The sequence below is a fragment of the Ferrovibrio terrae genome (assembly GCF_943372915.1).
In the GTDB taxonomy this organism is placed as follows: Bacteria; Pseudomonadota; Alphaproteobacteria; order Ferrovibrionales; family Ferrovibrionaceae; genus Ferrovibrio; species Ferrovibrio terrae_A.
The window spans coordinates 50196-66526 of record NZ_CALSAN010000018.1; the positions used below are offsets into that span (position 1 = coordinate 50196).

Annotated in this window: 12 protein-coding genes; all 12 read left to right on the plus strand. The window is 64.8% G+C overall.

Translation table 11 applies throughout. The features are described from left to right. Window positions 1-17 precede the first annotated feature (17 nt). On the plus strand, window positions 18-1613 hold the full coding sequence (locus AAG821_RS13685) for a stimulus-sensing domain-containing protein (RefSeq protein ID WP_341909867.1): 1596 nt from the start codon (window positions 18-20) through the stop codon (window positions 1611-1613). Window positions 1614-1708: 95 nt separating this feature from the next. Beyond that, entirely contained in the window at window positions 1709-2212 is a 504-nt protein-coding gene (locus tag AAG821_RS13690) for an HPr kinase/phosphatase C-terminal domain-containing protein (protein ID WP_341909869.1), read from the plus strand. Between the two features lie 3 nt (window positions 2213-2215). Beyond that, the gene (gene rapZ, locus AAG821_RS13695; protein WP_341909871.1) at window positions 2216-3118 is read left to right on the plus strand and encodes an RNase adapter RapZ; all 903 of its coding nucleotides are present in this window, start codon (window positions 2216-2218) and stop codon (window positions 3116-3118) included. Between the two features lie 58 nt (window positions 3119-3176). Beyond that, the gene (locus AAG821_RS13700; RefSeq protein WP_341909873.1) at window positions 3177-3584 is read left to right on the plus strand and encodes a PTS sugar transporter subunit IIA; all 408 of its coding nucleotides are present in this window, start codon (window positions 3177-3179) and stop codon (window positions 3582-3584) included. Further along, the gene (locus AAG821_RS13705; RefSeq protein WP_341909875.1) at window positions 3584-3883 is read left to right on the plus strand and encodes an HPr family phosphocarrier protein; all 300 of its coding nucleotides are present in this window, start codon (window positions 3584-3586) and stop codon (window positions 3881-3883) included. The genes AAG821_RS13700 and AAG821_RS13705 overlap by 1 nt, the downstream gene beginning before the upstream one ends. A gap of 117 nt (window positions 3884-4000) precedes the next feature. After that, the gene (ahcY, locus tag AAG821_RS13710) at window positions 4001-5395 is read left to right on the plus strand and encodes an adenosylhomocysteinase (protein ID WP_341909877.1); all 1395 of its coding nucleotides are present in this window, start codon (window positions 4001-4003) and stop codon (window positions 5393-5395) included. 165 nt (window positions 5396-5560) lie between these two features. After that, on the plus strand, window positions 5561-7645 hold the full coding sequence (locus AAG821_RS13715) for a PAS-domain containing protein (RefSeq protein WP_341909879.1): 2085 nt from the start codon (window positions 5561-5563) through the stop codon (window positions 7643-7645). A gap of 11 nt (window positions 7646-7656) precedes the next feature. After that, window positions 7657-8154 carry a tRNA (adenosine(37)-N6)-threonylcarbamoyltransferase complex ATPase subunit type 1 TsaE gene (gene tsaE / locus AAG821_RS13720; protein WP_341909881.1) on the plus strand — a complete coding sequence of 166 codons (498 nt, stop codon included), beginning with the start codon at window positions 7657-7659 and terminating at the stop codon, window positions 8152-8154. Next, the gene (locus AAG821_RS13725) at window positions 8147-9154 is read left to right on the plus strand and encodes a phosphotransferase (RefSeq protein ID WP_341909883.1); all 1008 of its coding nucleotides are present in this window, start codon (window positions 8147-8149) and stop codon (window positions 9152-9154) included. Before tsaE ends, AAG821_RS13725 begins: the two co-directional genes overlap by 8 nt. Continuing rightward, complete coding sequence (locus AAG821_RS13730; protein ID WP_341909885.1) at window positions 9151-9876, plus strand: nucleotidyltransferase family protein; 726 nt, start codon at window positions 9151-9153, stop codon at window positions 9874-9876. Before AAG821_RS13725 ends, AAG821_RS13730 begins: the two co-directional genes overlap by 4 nt. Then, window positions 9860-12817: a double-strand break repair protein AddB gene (gene addB / locus AAG821_RS13735; protein WP_341909887.1), complete on the plus strand. Its 2958-nt coding sequence runs from the start codon at window positions 9860-9862 to the stop codon at window positions 12815-12817. Before AAG821_RS13730 ends, addB begins: the two co-directional genes overlap by 17 nt. After that, window positions 12814-16296 (plus strand): double-strand break repair helicase AddA, encoded by a 3483-nt coding sequence (addA, locus tag AAG821_RS13740; protein WP_341909889.1) that lies wholly within the window; start codon window positions 12814-12816, stop codon window positions 16294-16296. Before addB ends, addA begins: the two co-directional genes overlap by 4 nt. Window positions 16297-16331: the final 35 nt, after the last annotated feature.

Consider the following 16331-nt stretch of genomic DNA (forward strand, 5'->3'; position numbering starts at 1 on the left):
AGCAGGGAGAGCGGGCGGTGACCGATCAGTCTCCGCGGCGGCGGCTGATGTCGCCGCTGACGCGTCGCATCCTGCTGATCAATCTGGCAGCACCGATCGCGCTGGTGCTGGCCTTTTTCTACCTCGACCAGTTCCGCCTCAGCCTGATCGATACGCGACTAACCGCTTTGCGCTACGAGGCAGACCTGATCGCCGGCGCGCTGGGCGAGTCCGCCATCAGCCCGTCGGAGTTCACCCCCACGCTGGAACCGGAATTGGCCCGCCAGCTGCTGCGCCGCCTGTCGGCACAGTCAAGTGCGCGCGCACGGCTGTTCGATGCTGAGGGCGAGTTGATCGCCGACAGCCGGCTGCTGCTGGCGGCCGGCCGCGGCGTGGTGACCCGGCAACTGCCGCCGCCGAATATCGACACGCCTTGGGAACGCGCGCTGATCGGACTTTACGACAAGGTCAATGCCCTGTTCATGACCACGCTCGACCTGCCCAAATACGTCGAGCTGCCATTCACCCATGCCAATGATTATCCGGAAGCGCGCCGCGCACTGACCGGCGAAAATGGTGATCAGCTGCGCGACCTGCCCGACGGTCGCATCATGCTGTCGGTCGCCGTGCCGGTGCAGGGCCTGCGCAAGGTGATGGGCGCCCTGCTGCTGAATGTCGATAGCGCCGAGCTGGATGCCCGCGTGCGCGAGGAACGGCTGGGCGTGCTCAAGGTGTTTGCCGCCGTGCTTGGCTTCACCGTGCTGGCCTCGCTGTACCTGGCTGGCGCCATCGTGCGGCCGATCCACCGTCTGGCAGAAGCCGCCGAGCGCATTCGCGCCGCCAAGGGCCGCATCGCCCACCTGTCGCTGCCGGACTATTCAGGCCGCCGGGATGAGATCGGTGACCTGTCCAGCGTGTTGCGCGCCATGACGGCCGCGCTGTCGCAGCGGCTGGATTCGATCGAGCAGTTTGCCGCCGATGTCTCGCATGAGATCAAGAACCCGCTTACCTCGCTGCGCAGCGCCATGGAAACCTTCCTGCGCACCGAGAAACCGGAACTGCGCGCCCGCCTGCTGACCGTGATGCAGGATGACGTGCGCCGCATGGATCGCCTGATCACCGATATCTCCGGCGCGTCGCGGCTGGATGCCGAACTGGCACGCAGCGAAGCCCAATCGCTGGATATCGCCGAGATGCTGCGCTCGGTGGTGGAAACCTACAGCGCCCGGCTGGCTGAAACCGGCCCGCAGATCGAGTTGAAACTGATCGAGCCTGGCCCCTATGTGGCACCGGGTTTCGAGGGCCGGATCGGCCAGGTGGCCCGAAACCTGATCGACAACGCCATTTCCTTCAGCCCTCCGGGCAGCACGATCAGCATCGTGGTGAAGCGTGAGCTTCGCCACATCATGTTCAGTGTCACCGATGAGGGCCCCGGCATTCCGCCCGAAAACCTGGAATCGATCTTCGAGCGCTTCTATAGCGAACGCCCGGCAAGTGAAGCCTTCGGCCTGCATTCCGGTCTTGGCCTTTCCATCGCCCGCCAGGTGGTACAGTCGCTCGGCGGCGAAATCCGTGCGGAGAACCGCGACGACGGTCGGACCGGTGCCCGTTTCACGGTTCGCCTGCCGTTGTAGGCCGCCCGGCCTTGCAGGCCCTGGGCCGTTAACCAAGGCAACTCTGCATAAGGATGTATTGACTCTGCCGGAATGGCTCGGCAGGCTGCGCGCCCATGCTGACCCTCCATGCTAGCTGCGTGGCGATTGCCGGCGCAGCGGTGCTGCTGCGCGGTCCGTCCGGAGCTGGAAAATCCGATCTTGCACTCCGCCTGCTTGATGCCGGCGCCGGCCTTGTGGCCGATGACCAGACGTGCCTGCAACGCGATGGCAGCCGCCTGATCGCCAGCGCGCCGCCGGCGCTGCGCGGCCTGCTGGAAGTGCGTGGCCTGGGCCCGGTTGCGCATGCCTGTATTGGTCCGATGCCGGTGGCCTTGCTGATCGATCTGGTGCCGCGCAAGGATGTGCCGCGCCTGCCCGAGCCGCGCGTTGAAAGTTTTCTCAGGATCGAACTGCCTTGCCTGTCGCTACACGCCTTCGAGGCCAGCGCCGCGGTAAAGGTGAAATGGGCACTGGCGCGCGCCGTCGCCGGTACGCTGTTCCAGCCCGAGGAAATTCGCCCGGAAGATCTGCGTCTTGGGGAAAACCCCATCGTCACGCCGTTCAAGCGCAAAGCCTGACCGATGACAGCCGCTGCCGATCCGATCCGTTTTGTTGTCGTCAGCGGCCTCTCCGGCGCAGGCAAAACCACTGCGCTAAAGCTGCTTGAAGACTACGGCTACGAGGCGGTCGATAATCTGCCGATGCCGTTGTTGCGCCGCCTCACCTTGCCCGACGATGACAGCAACTCGGACACCGGCAGCCAGCCGCGCCGTGCGATTGCCGCGGGTATCGACAGCCGTACCCGCGATTTTCAACCCGACCGCCTGATCGCCCTGCTGGCGGAGCTGAAGCAGCGCCCGGACCTTGCCGTGCAACTGCTGTATTTCGACTGCGAGGACGAGGTGTTGCTCAAGCGCTTCACCGCCACCCGCCGGCGCCACCCGCTGGCAGCCGACCGGCCGATTGCCGATGGCATCGCGGCCGAACGCAGGCTTATGCAGCCCCTGCGGACCGAGGCTGACCTTGTGATCGACACTTCGGCTGTCACATTGCCCGAATTCCGGCAGGTTCTGGCCGCGCAATTCGCGCTGGACGCCTTGCCCGGCCTCAGTATCATGGTGCTCTCGTTTTCCTACAAACTTGGCCTGCCACGCGAGGCGGATCTGGTGTTCGATGTGCGCTTCCTGCGCAATCCGCATTATGATGAAATCCTGCGCCCGCAGACCGGCACCGACCCAGGCGTTGCAAACTATGTCACTGCCGATCCAGGCTATGCCGATTTCTTTGCCCGGCTGCGCGACATGATCGATACCCTGGTGCCGCGCTATGCCACCGAGGGCAAGCGTTACCTGACCATTGCGATCGGTTGCACAGGCGGGCGGCACCGCTCCGTTGTGGTTGCCGAGGCCCTGGGCAAACACTTGCGCGAAACCAGCCAACGTGTCGATATCCGCCACCGCGACCGCGATCTCACCAGCGCTTGAGCCGCAGCCGCTAAGGAATCCCCAGACCCATGACCAGCAACAAAATCGATAGCGTCCCATGATCGGTATTGTCGTCGTCACCCACGGCCGCCTTGCTGAAGAGTTCATCAACGCCACCGAGCACGTGGTCGGACCGCAGAAGAGCATGCGCGCCGTCTGCATTGGCCCGGATGACGACATGGAACAGCGCCGCCAGGATATCCTCGCCGCCGTCGCCGCCGTCGATGCCGGCAAGGGCGTGATCGTGCTGACCGACATGTTTGGTGGCACGCCGTCTAATCTCGCCATCTCGATCATGGACCAGGCCAAGGTCGAGGTGATCGCCGGCGTCAATCTGCCGATGCTGATCAAGCTGGCCAGCGTGCGCGGCAAAGCCGAACTGGCCAGCGCCGTCAGCGCCGGCCAGGAAGCCGGCCGCAAATACATCAACGTCGCCTCCAAGCTGCTGGCCGGAGAATCCGCCTGATGGATGCAGCGGCATCGAATGGCGTGCCGCTGCTCCGCAGCGTCACCATTCCCAACCAGCGGGGCCTGCATGCCCGTGCCGCGGCGAAGTTCGTGCAGGTGGTGGCGCGCTTTCCCCAGGCCAAGATCCAGGTTTCTAAGGACGGTCAGACCGTCAATGGCGAATCCATCATGGGCCTGATGATGCTGGCCGGAACCCAGGGCAGCAGCATCGATATCACCGCCTCCGGCGCCGAAGCTGCGGCTGCCCTCGAAGCCCTGATCGCCCTGGTGGAGGGCAAATTCGGGGAATCTGAATAGCCAGACCTTAAAATCTATATACCTATATAAAGATTTCTTTATATAATGCTGGACAGGGTCGGCTGGGCCCTGCTATATCCGCGCCCAGTTTAAAACTCGCCACACTGGAGCTGCGAAATGAGCGCGGATTATATCGTTAAGGACATCGGCCTGGCCGACTGGGGCCGCAAGGAGCTGGACATGGCCGAGACCGAAATGCCCGGTCTGATGGCCACCCGCGCCGAATTCGGCAAGGCCCAGCCGCTGAAGGGGGCCCGCATCGCCGGCTCCCTGCACATGACGATCCAGACCGGCGTGCTGATTGAGACCCTGAAGGCGCTCGGCGCCGACATCCGCTGGGCTTCGTGCAACATCTATTCGACCCAGGACCATGCCGCCGCCGCGATTGCCGCCGCCGGCATCCCGGTCTTCGCCGTGAAGGGCGAAACCCTGGAAGAATACTGGGACTACACCCACAAGATCTTCGAATGGGCCGATGGCGGCACACCGAACATGATCCTGGATGACGGCGGCGACGCCACCCTGCTCATCCATCTCGGCATGCAGGCCGAGAAGGACGCCTCGGTGATCTCCAAGCCGACCAATGAGGAAGAGACCGTCCTCTATGCCGCAATCGCCAAAAAGCTAAAGACCTCGCCCGGCTGGTATTCCAAGATGGGCGCCGCGATCAAGGGCGTGACCGAGGAAACCACCACCGGCGTGCATCGCCTGTATGTGATGGCCAAGGAAGGCCGCCTGCTGTTCCCGGCGATCAACGTGAACGACAGCGTGACCAAGTCGAAGTTCGACAACCTGTATGGCTGCCGTGAAAGCCTGGTCGACGGCATCCGCCGCGGCACTGACGTGATGATGGCCGGCAAGATCGCTGTCATCGCCGGCTATGGCGACGTGGGCAAGGGTTCGGCCGCCTCGCTTCGCAATGCCGGCTGCCGCGTTATGGTCACCGAAATCGATCCGATCTGCGCCCTGCAGGCGGCGATGGAAGGCTATGAGGTCGTGACCATGGAAGATGCCGCGCCGAAGGGCGACATCTTCGTCACCGCCACCGGTAATCTGGACGTCATCACCATCGAACACATGCGCGCCATGAAGCATCGCGCCATCGTGTGCAACATCGGCCACTTCGACAGCGAAATCCAGATCGGCGCGCTGAAGAACCTGAAGTGGCACAATGTGAAGCCGCAGGTGGACGAGGTCGAATTCCCCGACAAGAAGCGCATCATCGTGCTGTCGGAAGGCCGTCTCGTGAACCTGGGCAATGCCACCGGTCATCCGAGCTTCGTGATGAGCGCCTCCTTCACCAACCAGGTACTGGCGCAGATCGAACTCTGGACCAACCCGGGCAAGTACGACAAGCAGGTCTATACCCTGCCCAAGCATCTGGACGAAAAGGTCGCCAGCCTGCATCTGGAAAAGGTAGGGGCCAAGCTGACCAAGCTGACCCCGGTGCAGTCGAAGTATCTCGGCATCGGCGAAAAGGGCCCGTTCAAGCCGGATCATTACCGCTACTGAGCGATCCATGAATCGGGGCGAATCGCCCCGCATGAGCAAAGGCCGGGCCGGGAAACATCCTGGGCCGGCCTTTGTCGTTTTTAACGCCTTGTTTTGCACGGCTCGGCTGGCCGATAGTGGCGCCATGTCTGGGGCCAGAACACCTGAAATACCGGAGACCGCCGCGTGAGCGAGTTGCTGTGGCTGACGGCACTGGCCGGCACTGCTGCGGCTGGCCTGGCCGGCTGGCAGGCTCTACGCCTGCGCGACATGGCCGAACAGCTACGCCGCGCTGAAGCCGAGATGGCCGCAACCGCCATTGCCCGCGACGGCGAGCGCAAGGCATCGACCGCCCTGCAGCAACGCCTCGACACCCTGACGGCCGAAACCGACCGCCTGCGCCAGGCCGAAGCCCAGGCCAGCACCCTGCTGGATGCCGCCCCTTTCCCGATCTGGCGCCGTGACGGTGAAGGCCGGCTGATCTGGGTCAACGCACGCTATGCACTCATGGCAGAAACCACGGCACAGGATGCGGTCGAGCGCGGTCTGGAACTGGCCTCGGCCCATGATCTGGACCAGCCCCGCGATCTGGCGCTGGCGGCCCGGGCCGCCGCCACCCTGAAATCGCAGGAACGCCGCTTTGTTGCTGAGGGTGACCGCCGGAATTACCGCATCTTCGAACTGCCGGTCGGCGAAGGCACCCTTGGCTTCGGTCAAGACATCACGCCCGAAGCCGATGCCCGCGGCCAGTTGCGCCGCCATATGGAAGCCCATATGGAGGTGCTGCGCACCATCTCGACTGCAACCGCCATCTATGGTCCAGACAAGAAGCTTCTGATCTGGAACCGTGCCTATGCGCGACTGTGGCAGCTTGACGAAACCTGGCTGGAAACCCGTCCGGCCTTTGGTGAGGTCTTGGAACAGCTGCGCGCCGAGCGCCGCCTGCCCGAACAGATCGACTGGCAGACCTATAAGCGCAGCCAGCTCTCGCTGTTCACCACCGTCATCGAGAGATCGGAAGAACTGATTCACCTGCCCGATGGCTCGACACTTCGACTGGTCATCAGCGCCTATCCATCCGGCGGCCTGCTGTTCGCCTATGACGACGTAACGCGGCAGCTGACCCTGGAACGCGCCACCAACACCATGATCGCCGTGCAGCGCGCTACGCTGGACAACCTTTACGAAGCCGTTGTCGTCTATGGCTCGGACGGGCGCCTGTCGCTCTACAACCGCGCCTTTTCGCAGCTCTGGCAAATCGATGCCGACATGCTGAACCGCCAACCGCATATCACTGAAGTGATGGAAGCAGCACGCCCCCTGATGCAGCGTGGCCCGGATTGGGTGCAGCTGCGCGAACGCCTGATCGACAGCTTCGCCAGCCGCAAGGGTACACGCGGCCGCCTAGAGCGCGGCGATGGCACAGTGATCGACTATGTCTCGGTGCCGCTGCCCGATGGCGCCGTGCTCTATACCTATCTGGACGTCAGCGCCAACATTCGTATCGAACGTGCACTGCGCGAACGCAATGAAGCGCTGGAACGGACCGATCGCATGAATGCTGCCTTCATCAGCAACATTACGCATGATCTGCGTTCGCCGCTTGGCACGCTGATCAGCATGACGGAAGTGCTGTCTCAGGGCATTCTCGGCCCGATGAATGCGCGGCAGGAAGAATACTGCGCCGACATCATGACCACCTCGCGCGACCTGTTGCGCCTGCTTGATGACATTATCGCCATCGCCACCATCGAGGTCGGTCAGATGGCCCTGGAGCCCGCCGAACTTTCGCTCGATACCCTGTGGCGCGAGGATGCGACGCTGTGGCGTGAACTGGCCGACCGCCGTGCCATCGTGCTCGACCTGCCCGCGCGCAACGGCAGTGGGGCGATTATCGGTGACGGCCAGCGCCTGCGGCAGGCACTCGACAGTGTGATGGCCGTGGCACTGGATGGCACGCCGCAGGGTGGCCGTGTGGCCTTGCAGCTTTCGGCCGACGATGAATCCCACCTCGGCCTGCGGGTCGAATGTCACAGCGGCGGCCTGAGCCCGGTGCAACCGCGCCAGCTGTTTGCCGACCTGGTCGATGCACCGGACCAGCGCCGGGTGAATGCCGACCTGTCGCTGGTGGTGGCGCGCGGCCTGTTCGACCTGCATGGCGCCCAGCTGAAGCTGGATGGCAATGACGGTGCCCAGGCGGTGGAAATCCTGCTGCCGCGCTATCCCCTGCCAGAACCCGGCCCGATTGCGGCTCTGCTGAGCCGCCAGTAGACTCGACAGCCATGCCGATGATTCGCCGCTATCAGTTGCCCGACGAAGCGGCCACGGTCGCTTTGGCAGTGCTGCTGGCCGACCGGCTGCAGCCCGGCGATGCCCTGCTGCTGGATGGCCCGCTGGGTGCAGGCAAGACCTGCTTTGCCCGCGGCCTGATCCGGCATCTGAGCCGCGAAGAAAGCACCGAAGTGCCAAGCCCGAGCTTCAACCTGGTGCTGACCTATGACACACCCAGGGCCACGCTCTGGCATTTCGATCTCTATCGCGTGAATGATCCGCGCGAACTGGATGAGCTCGGCCTCGACGACGCCCTGCGCGAGGGGATCACCCTGATCGAATGGCCTGACCGGCTTGGCAGCCATGCCCCGGCCACGGCCCTTACCGTGACGCTCTCGCTTACCCGTGATGCTGCCGGACCCCGCCAGGCAGAATTGCGCGGCGATACCACATGGGCCGCGCGCCTATCCGACCTTCCTGTTGCTTTCAGCTATGGCGCCGATGTCTGACCGTCTTGCACTTTCCAGGGAATTCCTTCAGCGCGCGGGCTGGGGAGATGCTGTACGCTCCAATCTCGCTGGCGATGCCTCTTTCCGCAAATACGAGCGGCTGAACCGCAAAGGTGAGCCGGCGGTATTGATGGACGCCCCACCGCCGCAGGAAGATATCCGCCCCTTCCTGCGCATCGCCCGGCACCTGCAAGGGCTGGGCTACAGCGCGCCTCGCGTGCTGGCCGAGGATGTCGAGCATGGCTTTCTGCTGCTGGAAGATCTCGGTGACGATCTCTATGCCCGCCTGCTCAAGCAGGGCAGCGACGAAGCGATGCTATATGAAGCCACCATCGACTTCCTGCTGGACCTGCATCGCCACCCCGCTCCGGCCGATCTCGCGCTCTATGACGAAGCGCGGCTGGCCGCAGAAGCCGAACTGTTCATCGACTGGTACCTGCCGGCCCTGACCAGCCGCGACACGCCGCCCGCCTTGCGCCAGGCCTTCCGCTTCTTCTGGAACATCCTGGCCCCGGAAGTGGCGATGGATGCAACGCCGCAAAGCCGCGTGCTGGTGTTGCGCGACTTCCATGCCGAGAATCTGATCTGGCTGCCGCAGCGCAAGGGCACAGCAAAGCTCGGCCTGCTCGATTTCCAGGATGCGGTTGCCGGCCATCCGGCCTATGACCTTGTCTCCTTGCTGGAAGATGCCCGTCGTGACGTGCCGCCCGAGCTGGCCGAGGCTATGCTGCAGCGCTACATCGCCGGCAGCGGCGCGGATGACGCCAGCTTCCGCCGCGCCTATGCCATTCTCGGCGCTCAGCGCAACATCCGCATCCTCGGCGTCTTCACCCGGCTGTGGAAACGTGACGGCAAGCCGCAGTATCAGGCCTTCATGCCGCGCATGTGGAGCCTGGTCGAGCGCGACCTAGCCCATCCGGCACTGGCCGATCTGCGTCACTGGCTTGATGCCATGGTATCGCCGGAGCAGCGCCAAGCACCGCTGCCGGGCCTGACATGAGCACAGTTCCGCATATCGCCATGGTGCTGGCCGCCGGGCTCGGCACGCGCCTGCGCCCACTTACCGACCACACCCCCAAGCCACTGATCCCGATAGCCGGGCGCACCTTGCTGGATCGCTGTCTCGACCGCCTGGCCGAAGCCGGGGTGCGACGCGCCGTGGTCAATGTCCACTGGCTTGGCGACCAGATCCGCGCGCATCTGAAAGCCCGTCGTGATATCGAGATCGTGATCTCCGATGAAAGCGACCTGCTGCTGGAGACCGGCGGCGGCATCGTCAGAGCCCTGCCCTTGCTCGGCACCGCACCCTTTTTTTCGGTCAATGCCGACCTAATCTGGCGCGACGACGGCGGCGACACCGCGCTGCGACGCCTGGCGGCAACTTTTGATCCTGCCGCCATGGATGGCCTGCTGCTGCTGCAACCGCGCGCGCGGGCCACCGGCCATGGCGGACCGGGCGACTTCTCACTCGGCACCGATGGCCGCCTGGCGCGGCGCGGCAGCAATGCCACGGCACCGTATGTCTATACCGGCGTGCAGATTGTATCACCGGCACTCTTCCGCGACGCACCCGGCGGGGCCTTTTCGCTGAATATCCTCTATGACCGCGCCATCGCTGCAGGCCGTCTCCACGGCCTGGTCCACTATGGACAATGGATGGATGTCGGGACACATGAAGGCCTGAACCATGCCGAGGCGATGCTGCATGGCGACGCCTGCTAGCCCGACCGTCTATACCATCGCGCCGGGCAGGCCGTTCCTTGACCTGCTGGCGCAGGGAATCCTGCAGCAGCATGGTACCGATCCGCTGCAGTTATCGCACGTCACGGTGCTGTTGCCGACGCGGCGCGCCTGTCGCGCTCTGACTGAGGCCTTCCTGCGCCAGGGCAATGGCAAGGCCCTGCTGCTGCCGACCATCCGCCCGCTCGGCGATGTGGACGAGGACGAACTGGATCTGCGCGGTATCGGTGAAGGCGGCGATCATGCCCTGCCGTTTGGCACGCTGGAGCGCAGCCTGCTGCTGGCGCGTCTGGTGATGGCCTCGCCGCTCGCTGGCGGAGACAGCGCCAATGCATTGCGGCTGGCGCGCGAACTCGGCCATCTGCTGGATACCGCGGCCACCGAGGAAGTCGGCCTCGACCGCCTGCCCGACCTGGTACCGGCGGAACTCGCCGGCCACTGGCAGCAGACGTTGGATTTCCTGCAGGTCATCCGCGAAAACTGGCCGGCAATCAAGGTCGAACAGGGGCGCAGCGACAGCGCCGAACAGCGCCAGCGCGCCACCCAACGCTGGATCGACCACTGGCAGTCCTCACCGCCCCACGATCCTGTCATCGCTGCTGGCTCCACCGGCACTATTCCTGCCACTGCGCGATTGCTGAAGCTGATCTCACGCCTGCCGCAAGGCAGCGTGGTGTTGCCCGGCCTTGATCGCCTGTTGGACGATGCGGCCTGGGCGGCAACCCATGACGAGCCGACTCATCCCCAGCATGCGATGGCCAAACTTCTCGATACGCTTGGTATCCTGCGTGCCGAGGTTCTGGACTGGCCGGGAGATGGCACAAAAACCGCGCGCAGTCGATTGCTGGCAGCCGCCCTGCTGCCGCCGGGCGAGACGCATCGCTGGCGTGAACTGCGCGGCGATATAGTGGCCGCCGATGCGCTGACCGGCCTGCAGCGGATCGATGCACCGGGCCCACGCGAGGAAGCACTGGCCATCGCGCTGGCAATGCGCGAGACACTGGAAACACCGGGCCGCACGGCGGCCCTGATCACGCCAGACCGCATGCTGGCGCGCCGCGTTGCGGCGGAACTGGCGCGCTATGATATCATAGTCGATGACTCTGCCGGCCAGCCGCTGCTCCAGACAGCACCAGCCGTCTTCCTGCGCCTGCTGGCGACAGCGGTGGCAGAAAACTTCACGCCAGTTGCCTTGCTGGCGTTGCTGAAACACCCCTTCTGCCGGCTCGGCATGGACCGGGAAGACCTGCTGCGCTGGACCCGTCGCCTCGAACGCAAGCTGTTGCGCAAGAGCCGGCCACTGGCAGGTCTGCAGGCACTGGCCGCCGACCTGGGCGATGACCTCGAGCTTTTGACCCCATTGGCGCGACTTGCCGCCATTGCGCAGCCCCTGATCGACGATCACCGAGCCACCGATCTGAAAACCCTGCTGCAGGTGCAGGTGATCGCCGCCGAGGCGCTGACAGTGGCGCCCGAACAGCCTTCGCCGCTGTGGCAGCATGATGCTGGCGAGGCCCTGCATGCTCTGGTGGTCGATCTCTTGGCTGCGGCCGATCAGTTCGGCCCTGTGACGCCGGCCGAATGGCCGCGGTTGCTGGATGCCCTGCTGGAAGGCCAGGTGGTACGGCCGCGCCGACCGCTGCATCCACGACTTTCCATCTGGGGCCTGCTGGAAGCCCGCCTGCAACAGGCCGACCGCATCATTCTTGGCGGTCTCAACGAAGGCACCTGGCCACCGCAGGCCAAGGAGGACCCCTGGCTCAGCCGGCCGATGCGCCAGGCACTCGGCCTGAGCGCACCGGAATTCCGCCTCGGCCAGACCGCGCATGATTTCGTGCAGGCCGCCAGCGGCAGTGATGTGATCCTCAGCCGTGCGGCCAAGGTGGATGGCACCCCCACCGTGCCCGCCCGCTGGCTGCTGCGGCTGGAAGCCTTGCTGGAAAACGATGCATGCTGGCAGGCTACAGCGTCGCCGCAGTATCTCACCTGGGCTGAACAGCTGGATACACCGGCGCAGAGTCTGCGCGTCGATCCGCCGAAACCCACGCCACCGGTGGCCGCACGTCCGCGCCAGCTCTATGTCACGGCGATTGAGACCTGGATCCGCGATCCTTACGCGCTCTATGCCCGGCGCATTCTCAACCTGCGATCTCTCGATCCACCAGAGCAGCCACCGGATGCCCGTCTGCGCGGTGAGGTAATCCATACGGTGCTGGAGAAGTTCCAGCAGCGACATCGCGACTCCCTGCCGGACAATACGGCCGCAATGGCGGAACTGCTTGACCTCGGCCGCAGTGAATTCGGCAGCTGGCTGCAGCGGCCGGATATCGCCACCCTGTGGTGGCCTCGCTTTGAGCGTGCCATGCGTTGGTTCCTGTCCTACGAACGCATGCGACGCGTTGAAGGATTCTGTCCGGTTCTTTTGGAACAGGAAGGCATGTTGGAGTTTGCCGCACCCGCCGGCGCCTTCATACTGAAAGCCAAGGCCGATCGCATCGACAGGCACCAGGTCGATGGCGACCTGGCTATTCTGGATTACAAGACCGGCCAACCGCCGACCGCAAAACAGGTCAACAGTGGCTTGGCACCGCAGCTGGCGCTGGAGGCCGCCATCGCGCGTGCCGGCGGTTTCAAGGATGTTTCGGCAGCCGAGATTGCCGAACTGGTTTATATCCGTCTAGGCGGCGGCAATGAGCCCGGCGAAGCACACCGCATCGAGAGCACCAGTCGCACGCCGATCCCGCCGGCCGATGAGCTGGCCCGCGAGGCCTTGGCCCGCCTAAGCGGCTGGGTCGCGCGCTACGATGACGAAAAAACACCCTATCTGTCGCGCCCGCGACCGCAATTCGTCAATTACCCCGGCGACTACGATCATCTTGCCCGTGTCGCCGAACGTGCCGAAGGCAGCGGGGAGGACACATGACCTCCGATACCGAGCTGCAGGCGCATCAGACCAACCAGCGCGTCGCCGCCGACCCGACACTGTCGGCCTGGGTGGCAGCCAATGCCGGATCGGGCAAGACCCGCGTGCTTGTCGACCGTGTCACCCGCCTGCTGTTGATGGGAACACGGCCAAGCGGCATTCTCTGCCTCACCTTCACCAAGGCTGCCGCCGCCGAGATGCAGCTGCGCCTGACCGAGCGCCTGGGCAAATGGACCACTCTGTCCGACGCAGCCCTGAAGGCCGACCTGTTCGATCTGCTCGGCCGCAAAATCACCGACAGCGACATGGATGCGGCGCGGCGGCTGTTTGCCCGCACCCTGGAGGCCCCCGGCGGTTTGCGGCTGCAGACTGTGCACGCCTTCTGCGAGGCGCTGCTGAAACGCTTCCCGGTCGAGGCCGAGGTGCCGCCGGGCTTCAAGGTCGCCGATGATGCGGTGACCGCCGACCTGTTCGCCAAAGCGCAGACCCAGGTGCTGGGCAGCAGCCTGACCGATACGGGTTTCGCGCCGGTGATCGGCTTCTTTGCCGCCCGTGTCGATGACGGTCGCTTTGCCGATCTGCTGAAAGCACTGCTGGGCCGCCGCCGCGACCTTGCCCTGCTGTTGGCTGCCCATGGCGATGCGGCCGGTGCCATCGGGGCGCTCTATGCCCAACTTGAATTGCCGCCAGATGCCACCCGCGAGATGGCCATCCGCCAGCATATCGCAGCCATGCCGTTGCCCGACCTGCGCCGGGCTGTTGCCGCACTCTGCAGTGGCAGCGCCAACGATAAAAAGCTCGGCCTGCCGCTGAGTGACTGGCTGGCGGCCGATGCGCCGGCAGAAACTTTTGAGGAAGCCTGGTTCGACCGATTTTTCACTGGCGAGGGCAAACCGCGCGCCACACTGGCGACCAAGACAGTCGAAAAGATCGATCCCGCCTGCGGGGCAACGCTGGCCGAAGAGCAAACCCGCCTGATCGCGCTGAAGCAGCAGCTCAACAAGCTGACTGTCGCCGAAGCGACCGCCATGCTGCTGCGGCTGGGTAAAGCCCTGCTGGAGGCTTACGCGGCGCTGAAGCTTTCGCGCGGCCTGCTGGATTACGACGACCTGATCCTGCGCGCACGCGACCTGCTGGTCGAGCCGAGCCAGGTGCCCTGGGTGATGTTCAAGCTGGATCGCGGCATCGACCATATCCTAGTGGATGAGGCACAGGATACCAGCCCGGATCAGTGGTCGGTGGTGGCGGCGCTGGCTGAGGAATTCTTCAGCGGCACTGGCGCCCGCGACGATGTGCGCCGCACCGTGTTTGCCGTCGGCGATGTGAAGCAGTCGATCTACAGTTTCCAGGGTGCGCGCCCGCAGGCCTTCCTCGACATGCGCAGCGAATTCCGCCGCCGCGCCGAGACGGTGGGCGAACAGTTGCATCCGGTGCCGCTGGAAATGTCGTTCCGCTCCGCTCCCGCCGTGCTGCAGTTGGTGGACGCGGTCTTCACCGACGACAGCGCCAAGCCTGGCGTCGTCGAGGAAGGTACGATCCTCCAGCACAAGGCCAAACGCCGCGACGAAGCCGGCCGCATCGAACTCTGGCCGCCCTTCAAGCCCGATCCAAAGACGCAGAGCGAACCCTGGGAAGCGCCGCTGGACTATGTCGGCGCCAAAGACCCACGCCGCCGCCTTGCTGACGAGATCGCCCAGCAGATCCGCCGCTGGATGGACACTGAGGAACTGCCAAGCCTGGGGCGCCGCGTGCAGCCGGGTGATGTGATGATCCTGGTGCGCCGCCGCAATGTATTCTTCGAGGCAATGGTACAGGCCCTGAAGACCGCCGGCGTGCCGGTGGCCGGCGCCGACCGCATGAAACTGGCCGAACAGATTGCCGTGCTCGACCTGCTGGCGCTCGGCGCCTTCTGCCTGTTGCCAGATGATGATCTGACGCTTGCCACCGTACTGAAAGGGCCGCTGTTCAATTTCAGCGAAGACGATCTGTTCGCATTGTGCTGGAACCGCACGCAGCCGCGCCTGTGGCATGAACTGCAGCGCCGTGCCGATGAGATTCCGGCCTGGAAAGCCGCCAGCGAGGAGCTGCATCGCTGGCTGGCCCGTGCCGATCTGGTGCCGCCATTTGCACTCTATGCCGAACTGCTGGGCGCTGGCGGCGGACGGCGGCGACTGGTGGCGCGGCTGGGACCACAGGCCAACGAGCCGATCGATGAGTTTCTCGCCGCCGCGCTATCCTATGAACGCGAAGCCGCGCCAAGCCTGCAGGGATTCCTGAGCTGGTTCCCACGCCATGCCGGCGAAGTGAAGCGCGATCTTGATCAGGGCCGCAACGAAGTGCGCGTGCTGACCGTGCATGGTGCCAAGGGCCTGGAAGCCCCCATCGTCATCCTGCCCGATAGCTGCGATCTGCCGCAGGACCAGAGCAGCAGCGGCCTGCTCTGGGGCGAGGCACCGGTTCCACCGGTAAGCAGCGTGACGGGCCCCGCTGCGGCACGCGCCGTGCCGCAGCTCTACTGGCCGATGCGCAAGGAAAATGACACTGCGATCACCGCCGGCCTGCGCAGCCTGCGCAATGCCGAGCAGATGGCGGAATACCGTCGCCTGCTCTATGTCGCGCTGACCCGTGCCCGCGACCGGTTGTATGTCTGCGGCTATCTCGGTAGCCGCAATGCCGAAAAGGGCCCGCCGCAGGGCAGCTGGTATGACCTGGTGTCGGCTGGCTTCGACCGGCTGGTGCCGCAGCAGATTGTCTCCCTGCCATGGGGCGATGAAGCACGGCGTTATGAAACCAATCCGGACAGCCGGGCTACCGCCAGGCCAACGGCCGCCGCCGCCGCACCGCCCGCTGCGCCCACCTGGCTGCAAGCCCCGCCACCACCGGAGCCGATCCCACCCCGGCCATTGAGCCCATCGCAGCCCAGCCGACCCGATCCGGCCCCGCTGAGTCCGACAACGCCCGACCGCCTGGCCGGCCTCGCAAGGGGCCGATTAATTCACCGCCTGCTGCAGACCCTGCCAGACCTGCCTGAGGCCGAGCGGGAAACAGCCGCCCGACGCTTCCTGGCCCATCCCGGCCATGGTCTGGATATCGCCAGCCAGGCCGGTCTGCTCGGCGAGACCATGACCTTGCTGCGCGATCCCACCTTTGCCGGGGTATTCCAGCCCGGCGCGCGGGCGGAAGTGCCGCTGGCCGGACGGATCGGGCAACGGCTGGTCACCGGACAGGTTGACCGTCTGCTGGTCACCGATGTCGCGGTGCTCGTCGTCGATTACAAGACAAACCGGCCGCCGCCGGTCTCCGTGCAGGATGTCGACCTGGCCTATCTGGACCAGATGGCCCTGTATCGCGGCCTGTTGCAGCAGGTGTTTCCGGGACGATCCGTGCAGGCGGCACTGGTCTGGACCCATGCGGCACGCCTCATGCCCCTGCCTGACAGCCTGCTGGATCAACGCCTTGCCGCTTTCACCGCAACGTGAGTAGTCGTAGGCTGGCAGCATGCCTAGGTTCACCT